16 protein-coding genes and 1 pseudogene are annotated in these 17,453 nt (G+C 71.7%); 10 read left to right on the forward strand and 7 right to left on the reverse strand.

Features of this window, described 5'->3' with window-relative positions:
* The first annotated feature begins 63 nt into the window (after positions 1-63).
* Both CRYAR_RS03435 and CRYAR_RS03440 read left to right on the forward strand, forming a co-directional pair.
* Positions 64-1,218: a sensor histidine kinase gene (locus tag CRYAR_RS03435; RefSeq protein WP_169744988.1), complete on the forward strand. Its 1,155-nt coding sequence runs from the start codon at positions 64-66 to the stop codon at positions 1,216-1,218.
* Entirely contained in the window at positions 1,215-1,835 is a 621-nt protein-coding gene (locus CRYAR_RS03440) for a response regulator transcription factor (protein WP_035848440.1), read from the forward strand. The genes CRYAR_RS03435 and CRYAR_RS03440 overlap by 4 nt, the downstream gene beginning before the upstream one ends.
* A gap of 345 nt (positions 1,836-2,180) precedes the next feature.
* Here CRYAR_RS03440 and CRYAR_RS50580 read toward each other — a convergent pair.
* Positions 2,181-2,261, reverse strand: a pseudogene (locus CRYAR_RS50580) (TetR family transcriptional regulator); the annotation flags it as partial.
* A 12-nt stretch (positions 2,262-2,273) separates the two neighbouring features.
* Between CRYAR_RS50580 and CRYAR_RS03445 the strand changes: the two are divergent.
* On the forward strand, positions 2,274-2,714 hold the full coding sequence (locus CRYAR_RS03445; RefSeq protein WP_425389387.1) for an SDR family oxidoreductase: 441 nt from the start codon (positions 2,274-2,276) through the stop codon (positions 2,712-2,714).
* Between the two features lie 117 nt (positions 2,715-2,831).
* On the opposite strand, the gene CRYAR_RS03450 is transcribed toward CRYAR_RS03445, so the two are convergent.
* The 3 genes from CRYAR_RS03450 to CRYAR_RS03460 are packed head-to-tail and all read right to left on the reverse strand — an operon-like array spanning position 2,832 to position 4,977.
* Positions 2,832-3,479: a response regulator gene (locus CRYAR_RS03450; protein WP_035848441.1), complete on the reverse strand. Its 648-nt coding sequence runs from the start codon at positions 3,477-3,479 to the stop codon at positions 2,832-2,834.
* Positions 3,476-4,519, reverse strand: a complete 1,044-nt coding sequence (locus CRYAR_RS03455) for a sensor histidine kinase (protein ID WP_035860389.1) — start codon at positions 4,517-4,519, stop codon at positions 3,476-3,478. The genes CRYAR_RS03450 and CRYAR_RS03455 overlap by 4 nt, the downstream gene beginning before the upstream one ends.
* Positions 4,516-4,977 (reverse strand): hypothetical protein, encoded by a 462-nt coding sequence (locus CRYAR_RS03460; protein WP_035848443.1) that lies wholly within the window; start codon positions 4,975-4,977, stop codon positions 4,516-4,518. The genes CRYAR_RS03455 and CRYAR_RS03460 overlap by 4 nt, the downstream gene beginning before the upstream one ends.
* Before the next feature lie 143 nt (positions 4,978-5,120).
* On the opposite strand from CRYAR_RS03460, the gene CRYAR_RS03465 reads away from it, so the two are divergent.
* On the forward strand, positions 5,121-5,798 hold the full coding sequence (locus tag CRYAR_RS03465; protein WP_051569692.1) for an ABC transporter ATP-binding protein: 678 nt from the start codon (positions 5,121-5,123) through the stop codon (positions 5,796-5,798).
* Entirely contained in the window at positions 5,795-8,275 is a 2,481-nt protein-coding gene (locus CRYAR_RS03470) for an ABC transporter permease (protein ID WP_035848444.1), read from the forward strand. The genes CRYAR_RS03465 and CRYAR_RS03470 overlap by 4 nt, the downstream gene beginning before the upstream one ends.
* 36 nt (positions 8,276-8,311) lie before the next feature.
* Here CRYAR_RS03470 and CRYAR_RS03475 read toward each other — a convergent pair whose 3' ends face one another.
* Positions 8,312-8,974: a Rossmann-fold NAD(P)-binding domain-containing protein gene (locus tag CRYAR_RS03475; RefSeq protein WP_035848445.1), complete on the reverse strand. Its 663-nt coding sequence runs from the start codon at positions 8,972-8,974 to the stop codon at positions 8,312-8,314.
* A gap of 559 nt (positions 8,975-9,533) precedes the next feature.
* Between CRYAR_RS03475 and CRYAR_RS03480 the strand changes: the two genes are divergently transcribed.
* From CRYAR_RS03480 to CRYAR_RS03490, 3 genes are read left to right on the forward strand one after another with little or no spacing between them, the layout of a single operon-like run.
* Positions 9,534-10,292, forward strand: coding sequence for an enoyl-CoA hydratase/isomerase family protein (locus tag CRYAR_RS03480; RefSeq protein WP_035848447.1), 759 nt, complete (start codon positions 9,534-9,536; stop codon positions 10,290-10,292).
* 35 nt (positions 10,293-10,327) lie between these two features.
* Positions 10,328-10,894, forward strand: coding sequence for a dihydrofolate reductase family protein (locus CRYAR_RS03485; protein WP_051571892.1), 567 nt, complete (start codon positions 10,328-10,330; stop codon positions 10,892-10,894).
* Complete coding sequence (locus tag CRYAR_RS03490) at positions 10,884-11,342, forward strand: deaminase (protein ID WP_035848450.1); 459 nt, start codon at positions 10,884-10,886, stop codon at positions 11,340-11,342. Before CRYAR_RS03485 ends, CRYAR_RS03490 begins: the two co-directional genes overlap by 11 nt.
* On the opposite strand, the gene CRYAR_RS03495 is transcribed toward CRYAR_RS03490, so the two are convergent.
* On the reverse strand, positions 11,317-12,537 hold the full coding sequence (locus tag CRYAR_RS03495; RefSeq protein WP_035860394.1) for a sensor histidine kinase: 1,221 nt from the start codon (positions 12,535-12,537) through the stop codon (positions 11,317-11,319). The two genes, CRYAR_RS03490 and CRYAR_RS03495, sit on opposite strands and share 26 nt — an antisense overlap.
* 142 nt (positions 12,538-12,679) lie before the next feature.
* Here CRYAR_RS03495 and CRYAR_RS03500 point away from each other — a divergent pair, with 142 nt between their 5' ends.
* The gene (locus CRYAR_RS03500) at positions 12,680-14,773 is read left to right on the forward strand and encodes a putative bifunctional diguanylate cyclase/phosphodiesterase (protein WP_051569694.1); all 2,094 of its coding nucleotides are present in this window, start codon (positions 12,680-12,682) and stop codon (positions 14,771-14,773) included.
* A gap of 172 nt (positions 14,774-14,945) precedes the next feature.
* Complete coding sequence (locus CRYAR_RS03505) at positions 14,946-16,292, forward strand: DUF2252 domain-containing protein (RefSeq protein ID WP_211247245.1); 1,347 nt, start codon at positions 14,946-14,948, stop codon at positions 16,290-16,292.
* Between the two features lie 45 nt (positions 16,293-16,337).
* Here the strand turns inward: CRYAR_RS03505 and CRYAR_RS42625 are convergent, their stop codons facing one another.
* A complete protein-coding gene (locus CRYAR_RS42625) occupies positions 16,338-16,766 on the reverse strand; it encodes a hypothetical protein (RefSeq protein WP_051569696.1) in 429 nt (142 codons plus the stop codon).
* Between the last annotated feature and the right edge of the window lie 687 nt (positions 16,767-17,453).

A 17,453-nucleotide genomic window follows, 5' to 3' on the forward strand; every position in this document is an offset into this window, starting at 1 on the left:
ATGTATCTTGGAGCGCCTCGGTGCCCGTGTCTAGTGGTTGGGTTCCGCGTTAGCGTGACCGCCATGACCAGCACCGAGCCGATCTCGCGAGCGAACGCCGCGTTCACCGGCCGCCCCAGGATGGCGCGGTTCGGCTGGCTGTTCGGTGGAATCTGGCTCTTCTACCTGGTCGACCCGGCTCAGGTGGCGTGGGAACAGGACAACGTCGTGCTGCGGGTGCTCGGCCTGGCCGCGCTGCTCGCGTTCGCGCTCTGGTACCTGGGGATCTTCACGTTCGTCCGCTCGACCCGGTTCCGGCTGTGGGAGGACGAGGTTCGCCGCAGCTGGACCGCGATCGGTGTCCTGGTTCTGCTGGCAGCGCTGACGGTGCCGGCGTCCGGGTCCAACGCGCTGGCCACGTTCGTGTACATCAGTGCCGCGTCGATGATGGTGCTGCCGCTGCGCTACGGGATCGGGGTCGCGGTCGGGTTGCTCGTGCTGGCCCTGGCCCTCGACGCGTTCGTGCCCGGGTACAGCACGGGCGCCGGGCTGATCTTCGGCATCGTGGTGTCCGCGCTGGCGATCTGGGGCGTGCGTCAGATGATCGAGCGCAACGTGCAGCTGATCGCCGCGCAGGAAACCGTCACGCAGCTCGCGATCGCGGAGGAGCGGGCCCGTACCGCCCGGGATCTGCACGACATCCTCGGGCACTCGCTCACCGTCATCACGGTGAAGGCGGAGCTGGCCGGGCGGCTCATCCGCGCCGACCCGGATCGCGCGGAGCGTGAGGTCGCGGATCTGGAGCGCCTCTCCCGGGAGGCGCTCGCCGACGTCCGGCGCACGGTCAGCGGCTACCGGGCGGTGACGCTGGCCGGGGAGATCGTCAGCGCCCGGGTCGCGCTCGACGCCGCCGGTATCGACGCGCAGCTGCCGATCGCGCTCGACGAGGTGCCGGGGGAGCGGCGGGAGCTGTTCGGCTGGGTCGTGCGCGAGGGGGTGACGAACGTGATCCGGCACGCCGCTGCCCGGCGCTGCGTGGTCACGGTCGCCCGCGGCTGCGTCGAGGTGGCCGACGACGGGCGAGGTGCCGTCGCCGCGTCGGCCGTGTCCGGGTCGGAGCTGGGGAACGGGTTGACCGGGTTGCGTGAGCGGGTCGAAACGGCGGGTGGGACGCTCGTCGTCGGACGTTCGGACCTCGGCGGATTCTTGCTGCGCGTCACCCTGGGAGGAACCCGATGAGCGAGGAGATCCGTCTCCTGCTGGCCGACGACCAGGCGCTGGTCCGCGGTGCGCTGGCGGCCCTGCTCGACCTCGAGCCCGACCTAACCGTCGTCGCCGAGGTCGGCCGCGGCGACGAGGTGGCCGCGGCCGCGGCGGCCAACCGGCCCGACGTCGCGCTGCTCGACGTCGAGATGCCGGGCCTGGACGGCATCGCCGCCGCCAAGGCCGTCCGCGACGCGCTCCCCACCTGCAAGGTCCTGATCGTCACGACGTTCGGCCGCCCCGGCTACCTGCGTCGCGCGATGGAGGCCGGCGCCAGCGGTTTCGTCGTCAAGGACACCCCGGCCAAACAGCTGGCGGACGCGGTGCGCCGAGTGCACGCCGGGCTGCGTGTCGTGGATCCCACGCTCGCCGCGGAGACCCTCGCCACCGGCGCCACCCCGCTCACCGACCGCGAGACCGACGTCCTCCGCGCGGCCAGGGCCGGCGGCACGGTCGCCGATCTCGCGAAGGAACTGCACCTGTCCGAGGGCACGGTCCGCAACCACCTGTCCGCCGCGATCGGCAAGACCGGTGCCCGCACCCGGGCCGAAGCCGTCCGCCTGGCCGAAGCCAACGGCTGGCTGCTGGGCTAGTTCGGCGTCCGGCACGTTCAGGCGCTCGTGCGCACGGGGTCGAGCGTGATGCCGTCGACGGCGGCGTCGGCGATGCGGTTCAGTGTTTTCGTGTCGACCCCCGCCTTGAGCAGCGCCTCGAGTCCGCGATGCGTGGCGAGGACCAGCCCACCGAGCGCAACCGCGCCGGTCGGGGCAGCCTTCGGGCGCGGCGAGCCACGCGCGGAGACGGTCGAGCGCCTGGTCCTCCGGACCGTTCACCCTGGCTGCGGCGCTCCGATCGGAGCTGTCGCAGTACTCCTCGAAGATGCGGCGGAACAGCGCGTCCTTGTCGCCGAATGCGCTGTAGAGGCTGCCTTTGCTGATCCCGGTCACGCGGGAGAGATCCTCGACCGAGGTGCCGTGGTAGCCGGTCTCGTTGAACTGCCGGCGCGCAGCGACCAGCACGTCGTGCTCATCGTGCAGCGGCTGCTCGACGGCGGCGCGAGCGTCGTCACGACGGCACGCACGGCGACCGACGAGACGCCGAAGGGCGCCACCTTCATCCAGGGCGACATCAGCACGCTCGCCGGCGTCCAGGCGTTCGCCGCGGCAGCGCTACGCGAGCTCGGCGGTGTCGACATCGTCGTGAACAACGCCGCCGCCGCCCGCACCCACCTCGGCGGTATCGCGACCATCCCCGACGAGGAGTGGCTCGACGCCCTCGACCTCAACTTCCTGTCGTCCGTTCGAGTCACCAACGCGCTGCTGCCGGCGCTGCGCGAAGCCGGGGCGGGCGGCGCGATCCCCGGTGACCCGCGTGACATCGCCGAGGCCGTCGCCTTCCTCGTCTCGGACCGAGGCCAGTGGATCACCGGCGCCAGCCTGAACGTCGACGGCGGCGAGCTCCCCGCCATCTAGCCCGCGCCGGTCAGCCGCGCGGGCCCGGCTCGCCTCTCCGAGCCTGCGCGGCTGACCGGGTTCGGGCCCGACCCCCTGCGATCTGGCGACGGGACGCGGGCTGGTGATTCGACGGCCCTATGCGCCCGCTCCGCTCTGGTAGGTGAACACCACCAGCTGCGCCCGGTCGCGGGCGCCCAGCTTCACCATCGCGCGGCCCACGTGCGTCCGCACCGTGGCCGGGCTGATCACCAGCCGGTCCGCGATCTCGTCGTTCGACAACCCCTCGGCCACCAGGGCGGCGATCTCCTGCTCCCGCTCGGTCAGGCTCGACCAGCGCGGATGCGGCTCGGACCGGCGGCTCGGCCGGTCGACGAACGTCTTCACGACCCGGCGGGTGACCGACGGGGAGAGCAACGCTCCACCCGCGACGACCCCGCGGACGGCGTCCAGCAGGTCGGTCGGGCGGGTGTCCTTGAGCAGGAAGCCCGAGGCACCCACGCGCAGCGCGTCGAAGATGTACTCGTCGATCTCGAACGTGGTGAGCACGACGATCCGCGTGTCCGGGACGGCCGCCACGATCCGGCGCGTCGCCTCGATACCGTCGATACCCGGCATCCGGATGTCCATCAGCACGACGTCCGGACGGGTCTCGACCGCGACCGCGACCGCGGCGAGCCCGTCCGCCACGTCACCGACCACCTCGAGGTCGGGTTCGTTGTCCAGCAGCGCGCGCAGCCCCAGACGCACCAGCGCCTGGTCGTCGGCGATCAGGACCCGGATCACGCCGGGAGCTCCGCGACCACCCGGAACCCGTCGGAACCGGAGACGGCGAGCGTTCCACCCACCGACGTCACCCGCTCCCGCATGCCGGCGATCCCGTGGCCCTCGGTGAACGGGCCACCGGGGCCGGTGTCGGCCACCTCGATCCGCACCGAGTCCGGACCGTAGCCGACCCGCACGGTCGCGGTGGCCGGCCCGGCGTGGCGCAGCACGTTCGTCAGCGACTCCTGGACGATCCGGTACGCGACCAGGTCGACCGCGCGCGGGAGCGGCCGGACCTCGCCGGTCACGATCGTCCGGACCAGCGTGCCGCTGGCGGTGATCCGGTCGGTCAGCGCGTCGAGCCGGGCCAGGCCGGCCAGCGGCGCGCGGTCACGCAGGATCTCCAGCGTGGCGCGGAGCTCGTCCAGCGCCTCCCGGCTGGTGGCGCTGATCGCGGTGAGCGCGGCCTCGGCCTGCGACGGCTTGGTGGGCAGCAGGTGCAGCGCGATGTCGGCCTGCATCGTGATCGCGGCCAACCCGTGGCCGACGACGTCGTGCACCTCCTGGGCCACGCGCAGCCGCTCGTCGTCCGCCGCCCGCTGGGCTTCGGCCGCGGCGGCCTGCCGATTGAGCTTCACCGCGGAACCCACCGCGAACGGCACGACGATCCACGCCGAGCCCGGCAACAGCCCCGGCAGCAGCGACTCCGAGAACACCAGGTGGCCGAGCAGCACCAGCATCGCCGCGCCGCTGATCAGCACCGCCCGGCGCACCGGGTACCGCAGCACGACCGTGTAGGTCGCGATCGCCACCGCGATCAGCACCGGACCGTACGGGTAGCCCGCGATCAGGTACGTCGACACGGTCGCCGTCGTCACCGCGAGGGTGACCGCCGGGAACCACCGCCGCGCGACGAGCGCCAGGCACGCGATCGCGGTGAGCGCGTACCCGATCGCGTCGACGGGCTGGGCCTCCGGTTGGACGTGACCGAGCTGACCGGCCACGGCCAGGCTCAGCGCGGTGAGCACCACCGCGAGCAGGGCGTCGAACGCGCGGCTCATCGGCGCTTCCACGGCTTCGCGACGCTCAGCACCGTGGTGAACAGCAGCAGCGCACACGCCACCGACGGCGCGACGACGAGGTTGATCGCGTCCCTCGACGGGAGCTCCGCGCCCAGGCGCGCGGCTTCCCGCAGACCCGGGGCCAGCAGGAACAGCACCAGCACGTTCATCACGACGGTCACCGCGAGCTTCACCGCCACCCACCAGTAGCGCACCAGGCCCCACTTGGTACCGAGGCCGCTCACTACTCCGGTCACCAGCGCCGCGAGCGCCAGCGGAGTGATCAGCACGGTACCGATCAGCCCGGCGACCGGATAGACGACGTCCGGGCCGCCGGCGGCCCCGGTGAGCCCGGCGACGCCCAGCACGACCAGGACGGCGTCCGCTCCCAGCCAGCCGACCGACGTCGCCACGTGGCTGATCAGCACCGTCTTCCGCCAGCGGGGGGTGAGTTTCATGGCTCGATCGTCCGGTCTCCACCGTCGGCGCGCGTCCGTCCAGACGCTGGTTCCCGGGCGGCCCGGCTACGTCAGCTGACGTAGCCGCGATGCCGAACGCACGTGGACGACCGCCGGGGGGTGGTCCGGCCAGCCTGTTCGACATGACGACTGATGCCGCCGCCCGCACCGTCCGGGCGCGCAAGACGTACGGACACGGGGACACCGCGGTGACCGCGCTCGACGACGTGACGGTCGAGTTCGGGCGCGGCCGCTTCACCGCGATCATGGGGCCGTCCGGGTCCGGTAAGTCGACGCTGATGCACTGCCTGGCCGGGCTCGACCCGCTGAGCTCCGGCGAGGTGTACCTGGGCGACACCGCGCTGTCCGGGCTCTCCGACACCGCGCTCACCCGGCTGCGGCGGGAACGCATCGGCTTCGTCTTCCAAGCGTTCAACCTGCTTCCGACGCTGACCGCGGCGGAGAACATCGCGTTGCCCTCGGCGCTGGCCGGCACCACGCCCGACCGGGAGTGGATCGCACTCGTCACCGCGACGGTCGGGCTCGGCGACCGGCTCGACCACCGGCCGTCGGAGCTCTCCGGCGGCCAGCAGCAGCGGGTCGCGGTCGCGCGGGCGTTGGCCACCCGGCCGGACGTGGTGTTCGCCGACGAGCCCACCGGCAACCTCGACTCGGCGGCCGGAGCGGAGCTGCTCACGTTCCTGCGGCACGCCGTCGACGAGTTCGGACAGACCGTGGTGATGGTGACCCACGACCCGGTGGCCGCCGGTTACGCGGACTCGGTGGTGCGCCTCGCCGACGGGCAGGTGACCCGGTCATGAGGAACGTCCTGCTCTCCGGGCTGCGGACCCGGCGCCGACGGCTGTTCGGCACGTTCCTCGCGGTGCTGCTCGGAGTGGCGTTCCTGGCCGCGACGCTGACGATGACGGCCACCATGACCAGCGCGATCGACGGGTTCTTCGGCGAGGCGAACGCCGGCACCGACGTCGTCGTGCGCAGCTCCACCGCGTTGGCGGACGGGCCGAACGCGGCCAGGCCCCCGCTCGCCGGCTCGGTACTCGACACCGTGCTGGGCGTGCCCGGCGTCGAGGCCGCCGCGCCGGTCGTCGAGGGATTCGGGCAGCTGCTCGGGCGCGACGGGAACGCGATCGCGGTCAACGGGCCGCGGCGGGCGTCGTCGTGGGTGGCCGACCCGGCGCTCAACCCGTGGAAGGTCTCGCAGGGAGCCGCGCCGATCGCCGCCGGCGACGTCGTCGTCGACCGGGCCGCCGCGAAGATCGGCGACCTGCACGTCGGTGACCGCACGACGCTGCTGACCCCGGCCCCGGAGCCGGTGCGCGTCGTGGGCATCGTGACGTTCGGCGACGCCGACGCGTTCGGGGGAACGTCCTACGTGGGGCTGACCCCGGCCGACGCCAGGACCTTCCTCGCCGGTGGACGAGACCAGCTGACGTCGATCCAGGTACGCGGCACCGGGGCGGACCTCGCCGGGAAGATCGGCGCCGTGCTGCCGCCGGGCGTGCAGGCGATCACCGGGGCCGCGGCCACCGACGAGACGACCGCCGCGGTCAACGACGGGTTCCTGAGCGCGCTCCGTGCCCTGCTCGGTGCGTTCGCGGGGATCGCGCTGCTGGTGGCCGTGCTCAGCATCCACAACACGTTCGCGATCCTGGTGGCGCAGCGGACGCGGGAGACCGCGCTGCTGCGAGCGGTCGGCGCCGGGCGGGGGCAGGTGCTGGCCGGTGTGGTCGCGGAGGCGCTGGTGATCGGCGTCGTCGCCACCGCCGCCGGAATCGCGGCCGGGTACGGGTTGGCCGCCCTGCTGAAGGTCGTGTTCGGCGCGCTCGGGTTCGCCGCGCCGGTCGACGGGTTGGTGTTCCCGCTGTCGACGATCGCGATCTGCGTCCCGGTCGGCGTGCTGGCGACCGTGCTCGCGGCGATCGGTCCGGCGCTGCGGGCGTCCCGGGTGGCGCCGCTGGAGGCGTTGCGCGGAGCGGCGGCCGAGCGCGTCGGGATCTCGCGGGTGCGGGTCGGCGTCGGTGTCGTGCTCGGTGCGGCCGGTGCGCCGGCCGTCGTTCTCGGGTCCGCGGTGGTGGCCGTCGGCGCCGGTGCGGTGCTTGTCGTCGCCGGGGTCCTCGCGCTGGCGCCGCTGCTGGTCCGGCCGCTGTCCCGGCTGCCGCTGCGCGGCGTCACCGCCGGGCTGGCCCTGCGCAACGCGCGCCGCAATCCGCGGCGTACCGCCGGGTCCGCGGCCGCGCTCCTGCTCGGTGTGGGCATCGTGACGCTGTTCACGGTGGCGGCGGGGTCGCTGAAGGCCGCATCGGCCACGGACGTGGAGACCACGTTCCGCGGCGACTTCGCGGTGACCAGCGGCGCCCGCTTCGGCAACGGTTCGCTCCCGGCCGATCTCGCACCGGCGCTCGCGCGCCTGCCGCAGGTCGAGACGGTGGCGGCGGTCGGCGGTGGGCAGGCCGTCGTCGACGGCTCCGGCACGAGCGTCAGCGCCGCCGACCCCGCGTCGCTGGCCCGCGTCCTGGCTCTTCCGGACGCCTCCGGCGCGGCGCTCTCGTCGCTGCGGCCGGGACGCATCGCCGTCGCCGACGACTCCGGTCACGCGCTCGGCGACCGGGTCCGCGTGCGGTACCCGGACGGCTCGGTCGCGACCGACGAGGTCGTCGCCGTGTACGGGCGCAGCCAGCTGGTCGAGCCCGTGCTGATGAGCGCGCAGGAGTGGGCGCCGCACGCGACGCAGGCGCTGGCCTCAGCCGTGTACGTGGAGCTGGCCGACGGTGTCCCGGCCGCGGACGGACGGGACGCGATCGTCGCGGCGGCGCGTGCGTACGGGAATCCGACGGTGTCGGACGCCGGGGAGCTCGCCGGGCTCGGCGCCGAAGCGATCGGCCAGCTGCTCAACCTGGTCTACGTGCTGCTCGCGATCGCCGTGGTCACCGCGCTGCTGGGGATCGCGAACACGCTCTCGCTCGGTGTGCACGAACGCACCAGGGAGCTGGGGCTGGTGCGCGCGGTGGGCGCGACCCGGCGTCAGGTCCGCGCGATGGTGTGGTGGGAGTCGGTGCTGATCGCACTGTTCAGCACCGTGGTGGGGGCGGCCCTCGGCACCGCGCTGGGGTGGGCCCTGATCCGGATCACCGACACCGGATTCTCGATGCCGATCGTGCCGATCGTGCCGCTCGTGGTCATCGTTCTCGGCGGCGCGCTCGCCGGCCTGCTGGCCGGAGCCCGCCCGACCCGCACGGCGGCCGGCCTGGACGTCCTCCGAGCAATCGCGGCGGACTGAACGCCGAGATCGGCCGCCGCGTAACTTCCGGCCGCTCTAGGTGCCGAGGCGGGTGATCTCCGGGTTGCCGAGCACTCGGGTCGGCGGATTCTCGCGCGTCACCCGCAGCATCGCCCGGCCGACCGCTTCGGTGGTCGTCGCGTACTTCGGGAACACCCGGGTCCCGAGTTTCGTGACCGGCGCGAGCAGGCGGTAGCCCCAGCGGAACGCTGCCGTCTTCGGACCCTCGCCGTTCATCGGCCGGATGAAGCCGGGCCGGAACACGTAGGTCTGGAGCGGCAGCGTCAGCAGGTCGTTCTCGGTCTTGCCCTTGACCCGGGCCCACATCGTGCTGCCCTGCTCGGAGCTGTCGGTGCCCTGGCCGGACACGTAGGTGAACGTCGAGTTCGGGCTCCGCTCGGCCAGTAGCCGGGCGACGCCGAGCGTGAGGTCGTAGGTGATCCGGCGGTACTCCGCCTCGTCCATCCCCACCGACGAGACGCCCAGACAGAAGAAGCACGCGTCGTACCCGGCGAGCTGATCGGCCACGGTCGTCAGGTCGTCGAGCGACGGGAGCAGCAGCTCGCGCAGTTTCGGATCGGTGCGGCCCAGCGGCGTGCGGCCGACCGACAGCACCTCGGTGACGTCGTCGGCAAGTAGGCACTCACGCAGGACGCCCTGTCCGACCATGCCGGTCGCGCCGAAGAGGATCGTCTTCACGTGAGGATCGTCACACACGCGAAAACGGCGAGGGCGACCCGGTTGGGGTCGCCCTCGCCGTGGAAACGGTTGGGGGTCAGAGACGGTCGGTGGGGCGTCGGCGCTGAGCGCGCACGCGCACCGGCCGGGCCGCACGACGAGTCTTCTCCGCAGCCCAGGAGAGTACGAAAGCGCCGCCGGCCAGCGTCATCACAGCGATCGCGAAGGGTGCCACTGGGTCCATTCGATGATCCTCGGGCGAGTCGGGACGGGGCCAGGCGACGGTGAATCGCCTGCTCGGGTCAACGCGGCGGCCACGCCGCGCGTTCCCGGGAGGGTCACGCGCTGTTCACGAGGCTACCGCCAACAGCCGTGCAACGCCTACGCCTCAGCGGCATCCGCCCCCGCCTCGGCCACAGGTCGGCACGCATAGGGGACACGGATTCAACCGTCCGGAGGTTCGGTCGATGCACGGGTTCAGCATGCATGTCGGCGGCAACCCGTCCGCCTTGAGCGGTTATGTCGTGGACGCGAGCTGGCTCACAGAGTTCTCCGGTCGGCGCGCACTATCGTCACCGGAATGGAGACGGGGCGGGTTCACGGCCGGATTCTCGACGGCGTCGCGACCGTGGTACTCGACAACCCGGCCAAGCGGAACGCGATGACGAACGAGATGTGGAACACGCTCCCGTCGCTGCTCGATCAGCTCGCCGCCGACCAGGACGTCGCGGTGCTCGTGATCACCGGCGCCGGCGACACGTTCTGCGCCGGCGCCGACATCTCCACGCTCACCGGGTTCGCTCCCGGCGAGCCGATGCCGGCGACGGTGGCCGAGGACGCCCTGGTGGCCTTCCCGAAGCCGGTGGTGGCCGCGATCCGGGGTTGGTGCGTCGGCGGGGGCTGCCAGATCGCGGTGGCGTGCGACCTGCGCATCGCCGAGCAGGGCTCCCGGTTCGGGATCACCCCGGCCAAGATCGGCGTCGTCTACCCGGCGGCGACCACCGCGCGCCTGGTCGAGCTGGTCGGCCCGGCCGCGGCGAAGTTCCTGCTCTTCACCGGCGACTTCATCGACGACGAGCGCGCGCTGCGGACCGGGCTGGTCGACGAGCTGGTGCCGCCGGGAGGTCTGGAGGCGCGGGTGGGGGAGCTGGCCCGCACGCTCGCGAGCCGTTCCCGGCTCACCCAGCACGCGGCGAAAGACCTGATCCGGGCGACGCTGGACGGGCGCCCGACGGCCGAGGGCTACCGGCGCTGGGCGGCCGAGGGCGCGGCCGAACTGGCCGAGGGCGTCGCCGCGTTCGCCGAGCGCCGGGTGCCCTCCTTCCCGTGGCGACCGTGACCGGCGCCCGGCCGTACGTCGTCGTGTCGGCCGCGATGTCGGTCGACGGCTACCTCGACGACGCGACGCCCGATCGGCTCCTGCTCTCCAACGACGAGGACTTCGACCGCGTCGACGACGTGCGCGCGACCTGCGACGCGATCCTGGTGGGCGCGGAGACCGTGCGCCGGGACAACCCCCGGTTGCTGGTCCGGTCGCCCGCCCGGCGGGCGGCACGGGAGCAGCCGCCCCTGCGGGTGGTGCTCAGCCGCAGCGGCCGGCTCGATCCGGCGGCCGCGGTGTTCGGCCCCGGCGCTCCGACGGTCGTCTACCGGGGCGAACCGTTGCCCGTGGTCCTCGACGACCTGGTGTCGCGGGGCGTGCGCCGGCTACTCGTCGAGGGCGGTGGCACCGTGCAGGCCCAGTTCCTCACCGCCGGCTTCGTCGACGAACTGCACCTGGTCGTCGCGCCGTTCTTCGTCGGCGACCCGGCCGCGCCGCGGTTCGCGGGCCCCGGCCGTTACCCCCACGGTGCCGCCGACCGCATGCGCCTGGCCGAGGTCCGCCCGATCGGCGACGTCGTGCTGATCCGGTACCTGCTGGGGCCACCCGATGGGGATTGACCCCACCGAGCCCGATCTGCACTGGTTGCGTCAGGCCATCGAACTGTCCCGCCGGTGCACTCCGTCGACGAGCGCGTTCTCGGTGGGCGCGATGATCGTCGACGTCGACGGCACGCTCGTCGCGGACGGCTGGTCCCGGCGGGACGACCCCCACGAACACGCCGAGGAATCGGCGCTCACCCGCGCCGGCACCGACCCCCGGCTGGCCACCGCGACGATCTACAGCTCGCTCGAGCCCTGCTCGGCCCGGGCGTCGCGGTCCCGGACCTGCACCGAGTTGATCCTCGACTCCGGTCTGCGCCGCGTCGTGTTCGCCTGGCGGGAACCGGAGATCTTCGTCGACTGCGAGGGCGCCGAGCGTCTGCGTGCCGCGGGGCTGACCGTCGTCGAGGTGCCGTCGCTGGCTCCGCTGGTCCGGAAAGTCAACGCTCATCTACTGGGAGCGTGAACCAGACGGTCGTGCCCCCACCGGGGGTGTCCGTCAGACCGATCTCCCCGCCGTGCGCGGTCACGATCCGCTTGCAGGTCGCCAACCCGATGCCGTTGCCGGCGATCTCCCGCGCCGACTCGTCGTGCACCCGGCTGAGCAGCGCGAACGCCTGCTCGCGCCGGTCGGAGGGGATGCCGATCCCGTTGTCGGCCACCCGCACCAGCCAGGTGCCGTCGCGGCCCGCCGCGCTCACCACGACGCGCGGCGGCCGGGAGAGGCGGCGGAACTTCAGCGCGTTGCTGATCAGGTTCTGCAGTACGGCACGCAACTGCACCGAGTCGCCGGCCACCGTGGGGAGCTGACCCTCCACCGCCAGCGCGCCGCCGACGGACGCGATCGCGTCGCTCAGGTCGTCGGTCAGATCCGCGACGACCTGGCCGAGGTCGACCGGCACGAGCGTGAGCGAACCGCCGACGCTCGCGTAGTCGAGCAGGTGGCCGATCATGTCGCTCATCCGCTGGCTCGCGGCCAGCGCCCGCTGGGTGCACCACGCCGCCTCGGGCTCGCTGACGACCGCCCCGACCTCGGACAGGTTGTGCAGGTACCCCACGACGCTGGCGAGCGGGTTCTTCAGGTCGTGGCTGACCTGCCCGGCGAACGCGGCCAGGTGCTCGTTCGAGCGCTCCAGCTCCTCGCGGGCGTGCTCCAGCTGGGCGATCGCCGCGTGCAGTTCGAAGCTCTGCCGACGCAGCTCGAGCACGTCGACGACCTGGTGCGCCAGCAACTCCAGCTGGGTGCGCTGGTCCGCGGTGATCTCCCGGACCTCCTCGTCGAAGACGCAGAGCGTTCCCAGCACCTCGCCGCGCGCGTTGATCAGCTGCGTCGACGAGTAGAACCGGACGTCCCCGATCACCCCGGTGACGAACGGGTTGTCCGCCCACCGCGGGTCGAGCCGCGCGTCGGGAAGGTACACCGGCTCGGGCAGGGCGATCGACACCGCGCACATCGAGTCCTCGCGGTCGCACACCGACCGGGCGAAACCGTGGGCGGCGACCTGGTGCTGGTGGGTGTCGTCGATGAGGTTCACGACCGCGGTGGGCGCGCCGCAGATGTGCGCGGCGATGCTGGCGATGGCCTCGAGGTCGGGTTCGGGCGGCTCGCCGATGATCGCGTACGGCTCGAGCATCTGGGCACGGCTACGGAGCGTGCTCATCGTCACTTCGTACCTTTCGGCCGTGCACCGACGTGACTGAGAAGAATCGGATGTGACGACTCCACGCGTATGCGTCGTGGCGCTTCGCTACTCTCGCTGGCATGGAGTTACGGCTGATGCGTGCGACCGGGCCTTCCCGCACGTGACCGCCGTCGATCTCACTCTCGACCCGGAGCCGGGCTCCGGGGGCGATCGGCGACGCGCTTTCGCCGCGAGCTGGGCCCGCGCGTTGCGTCCGGCCGACACCACGACGACCACCGCGGACGAGCTGGTCGGCGCGGTCGAACGCCTGGTCGAGGCCGTGTCGGGCGGCTCGTTCGACCCGGGCCCCGCGGCGTCGGCCGGTACCGCGCTCGTCGACCGCGGCTTCGGCGACCCGGCTGCGCTCGGCGCCAGCCTCCGCCTGCTCACCACCGAGTTCCCCGCGCTGGTGCCGGGGGCGGCGGCCCGGGTGGGTGAACTCACCGCGGCCTTCGCCACCGGGTTCACCGTCGCACGCGAGCGTGAGCTGGTCCGGAAGGCGGCGCTGGGCGCGCAGGCCGAGGCCCAGCACGCGATGCGTACCGGCGAGTCGCGGTTCCGCGCCGTTTTCGGCGGAGTTCCGGTCGGCCTCGCGCTCGGCACGCCCGACGGGCGGCTGACCGAGGTCAACGACGGCCTGGCCGGCCTGCTCGGCCTGCCGGCCGGCGCGCTAGTCGGTCGCCGGCTCAGCGAGTTCCTGGTCGCGGCGCACCGATCCGTACTGGAGGACGCGTACACCCGGCTGGTGGCCGACGAGGTGCCCTGCCACCTCGAGTGCCGGCTGGCCCGGCCCGGGGGCGCGGAGACCTGGCTCTCGATCCGGCTGTCGCTCGTCGTCGACGAGACCGGCCCGCGGACGCACACGCTGCTGGTGGAGGACGTCACCGAGCAGCGCACGCTCCGCCTGACCGCCGACCACCTCGCCACCCACGACCGGCTGACCGGGCTCGCGAACCGCGAAGTGTTCGTCGAGCGGCTCACCGGCGTGCTGCGTGAGCGCACCGGAGCCGAGCGGATCGGGCTGTGCCTGCTCGACCTGGACGGGTTCAAGGTCGTCAACGACAGCCTCGGGCACCCGGTGGGCGACCAGTTGCTGGCCGCGGTCGGCGAACGGCTCGACACGCTCTCCGGCGACGCGCTGGTGGCCCGCCTCGGCGGTGACGAGTTCGGCATCCTGCTGACCGGTACCTCCGGCGTGGCCGACGTCGAACGGCTGGCCGCCGAGATCGTCCGCTCGCTGGCGGTGCCGTTCCCGCCCGCCGACGGCCGACTCACGTTGCCGGCCAGCATCGGTGTCGTCGAACACGCGGCCAGCGACGCGAGCGCGGCCGATCTGATCCGCGCGGCCGAGCTGACCATGTACCGGGCCAAGGCCGAGCACCGGGGCCGCTGGGCCGTCTACGACCCGCACCGCAACGACCAGCGGGTCGCCCGCTACACGCTCGCCACCGAGATGGCGGCGGCGCTGGAGCGCGACGAGTTCGTGGTCGAGTTCCAGCCGCTGGTCGGGCTGGCCGACGGTGCGGTCGGCGGCGCCGAGGCGCTGGTGCGCTGGCGCCACCGCGAGCTCGGGTTGCTCTCGCCGAAGCGGTTCGTGGGGCTGGCCGAGGAGACCGGCGCCATCGTGCCGATCGGCCGGCGGGTGCTCGAGCTCGCGTGCCGGCAGGCTTCCCGCTGGCCGTCGGTCGGCCAGGAGCCGCCGTACGTCAGCGTCAATCTGGCCGCGGCCCAGCTCGCCGACCCGAACCTGGTCGACGACGTCGTCCGGGTACTGGAGGAGACCGGGCTGGAGGCGGGGCGGCTCCAGCTCGAGCTGGCCGCCGGAACCGTGACCACGGTGAACACCACACCGCTGCGGCGGCTCGCCGCGCTCGGCGTCCGGCTGGCAGTGGGTGACGTCAGCGCGGGGTGGGCCAACCTGCCGTTGCTGCGCGACTTCTCGATCGACGTGCTGAAGCTGTCCGGCGGGGTGGTGCAGCGCCTCACCGCCAGCGACCGCACCGCGCTCGACGACCAGATCCTGGAGTCGCTGCTCGTGCTGGCGCACGCGCTCGGTCTCCAGGTGGTGGCCGAGGGGATCGAGAGCGGCGAGCAGCGCGACCGGCTGCGGTCGCTGGGGTGCGACACCGGTCAGGGCTGGTACTACGCACCTGCGCTCGGACCCGAGGAGTTCATCCGGTATCTTCCGGGTTCTCCGGCCTTTGCTGGTCGGTGACGAGACCGCTACACGGTCGCCACGATGCGGTAATCACCTGGCATTTCCCTGTCGGTCAACCTCCGTTAACGTGGCAGTCAGCCTCGAGCTACCCGGGGAGGGGGCCACGTTGGGTGGACTGACCGTCGTGTCTCCCGTCGGATACGAACTCGGCCGCAACGCCAGGAGCAGGGTGTCCCGCTCCGCCCAGGCCGAGCTCGCGGACGACGGACGTAATCCGCTGACTCTTCTCGCCGCGGCCGACGAGCAGAGACTTCCGGAACTGCTGCCGCTCCGGTACGAGCGGATGGTCGCGTCGCCATTCAGCTTTTTCCGGGGCGCGGCCACGGTGATGGCTCACGATTTAGCCCTGCACCCGCACAGCGGTCTATTCGTGCAAGCGGGCGGAAACGCTCATCTGCAGAACTTCGGGATGTCGGGAACGCCGGATCGTCGGCTGGTTTTCGATCTGAACGATTTCGACGAGACGCTCGAAGCGCCGTTCGAATGGGATCTGAAGCGCCTGGTCAGCAGTGTCATTCTGGCGGCGCGCGCGAATCGCTTCAAGAACGGTGAGGCCACCACCGCCGCGGCCAGTGCGGCGGCGGGCTATCGCGACGCGATGAATGATTACGCAACGCAACGAGCGCTCGAGGTTTGGTACGACCGGATCGAAGTCGACGATCTGGCTCAACTACTCAAGCGCGGCCGGTCTTCGGTACCGACGTTGCAGGCGGTGGAGAAGGCTCGCAGCCGCGACCACATCAGCGCGGCGGCCAAGCTGACCGAGCGGGTCAACGGTGGCTGGCGGCTGCGTGAGGACCCGCCGCTGCTCACCCACGTCACGGACAGTTCCGACGAGGGCATGGACGAGGAACTGGTCCGCCGCTGCATCCGTGAGTACCGGCAGACGCTGCCGGCCGATCGGCGAGTTTTGCTCGACCGTTACACCTTCGTCGACTTCGCCCGGAAAGTCGTGGGTGTGGGAAGTGTCGGCAGCCGTTGTTGGGTCGTATTGCTGGCGGCCTCGCCGAACGATCCGCTTTTGCTCCAAGTGAAAGAAGCGGGTCAGTCGGTGCTCGAGTGGCATTTGACGCCGAGTCCGTACCGCAACGCCGGGCAGCGGGTCGTCGAAGGGCAGCGTTTGATCCAGGCCGCGCCCGACGTTCTGCTCGGGTGGTTCCGTGACCCGGCGGCGGGACACGACTACTACGTGCGTCAGCTGTGGGACGCGAAGGGCTCGTTCGACACGTCGACGTTCGACGCGCCAGGGCTGGCGAAGTACGCCCGGCTGTGCGGTCGTGTCCTCGCGCGGGCCCATGCCCGCAGCGGCGACCCGGCGGCGATCGCCGGTTACATCGGACAGAACGATCGGTTTGACCGGTCGGTGGTGAAGTTCGGCCAGCAGTACGCCGACCGCACCGAAACGGACTATGCGGTGCTGGTGGAGGCGGTGAAGAGCGGCGCGATGCCGGCGCCGCGCGTCCCGGCGCCCCCGCGAGCGGAACCGCGTCCGTTCAACGGCTCGCTCCGCGCCTGAGCGAACGTCCCCGCAGCCCCGAAGAGCTGCGGGGACGTACTGTTCTCAGGAGTAAACGCGCAGCACCCAGCGGCTGCCGGACCGCTCGCAGCGGAACGACTCCCAGGACGATCCCCGGTACCGCTGACCGATCAGGTGAGCCTCGTGGTAGCTGTCGTACCGGCCGTGGTCGCGCCACTGGTGCCGGTGGTGCCGGCGCCCCTCCCAGTGGGAGCGCTTCTTCCAGTGCTTCTTCCAGTGCCGCCGGTGCTCGCCGTGGCCGCGGCCCCAGCGGCGATCGTCGTGGTCACGGCCCCAGCGGCGATCGTCGCGGTCGCGGCCCCAGCGGTGGTCGTCGCGGTCGTGAGCGGCGGTGACCGTGGTCCGGCCGGTCGCGGTGGCCGCGTCGGCCGCCGGTGCCGACGCCAGCACGGTCCCCGCGGCGATCGCCAGACCGGCGACGGCGACGGCAAAGCGCTTGGTGCGGTCTCGCATGCCCTACCTCCCTCAAATGACGCTTTTCGGGCAGGGCGTACTCAACCATACCCTCACATTTCGGGCAAACTTCTTGAGGGTGTCGTTACAGATGTCTTCTGTGGAGGGTGGGGTGGAACGGGGTACGCACTGTCCTCTGTGGGGGCGGTGCGCCCGCAGTCGCATATTCCGGTATGGTCAACTGGCTGCTGAGTGCCGACGAGTCCGCGTCGCACTCCGGCCATTTAAGTTAAGTCGAGATTTCGGCAGGTGGCAGGCGAGGTGATCGCCCAGGGTGCGGGGTATTTCGTCGCGCTGAGTGAGGTCTGAAATACGCTCCGAAGGCATCGACGGAAGTTATTAATTGTTCTTACTTATCGGTAAGTTATGTCTGCGGATTCGGGCATAACGCAGAAAACGTACTGCTATTTATATTCCGACAGCATCGATCTCGCTGTGATTCTTGTGGTTAGCGGTGTGCATCTTGCGGTCGGGTTTATCGAAGAACTAGCTTCGTATGGCGCTGGTTTCTTGCTCGAGCGGGGCGGCCGGTGCAGAAGCTGGCCGCAGGGTCCACACGCAGGCGATGTTGGTGAAGGATGAGCGATGACTTCTCCCGGGTCCGGATCCCGGTTACGGTCCGCCCCATTGCGGGCGTTTGCGCCCCTAGCGCTGCAGCTTATTACGGTAATTTCCGTAATAGCGCTG

It is taken from the genome of Cryptosporangium arvum DSM 44712 (assembly GCF_000585375.1).
Classification (GTDB): domain Bacteria; phylum Actinomycetota; class Actinomycetes; order Mycobacteriales; family Cryptosporangiaceae; genus Cryptosporangium; species Cryptosporangium arvum.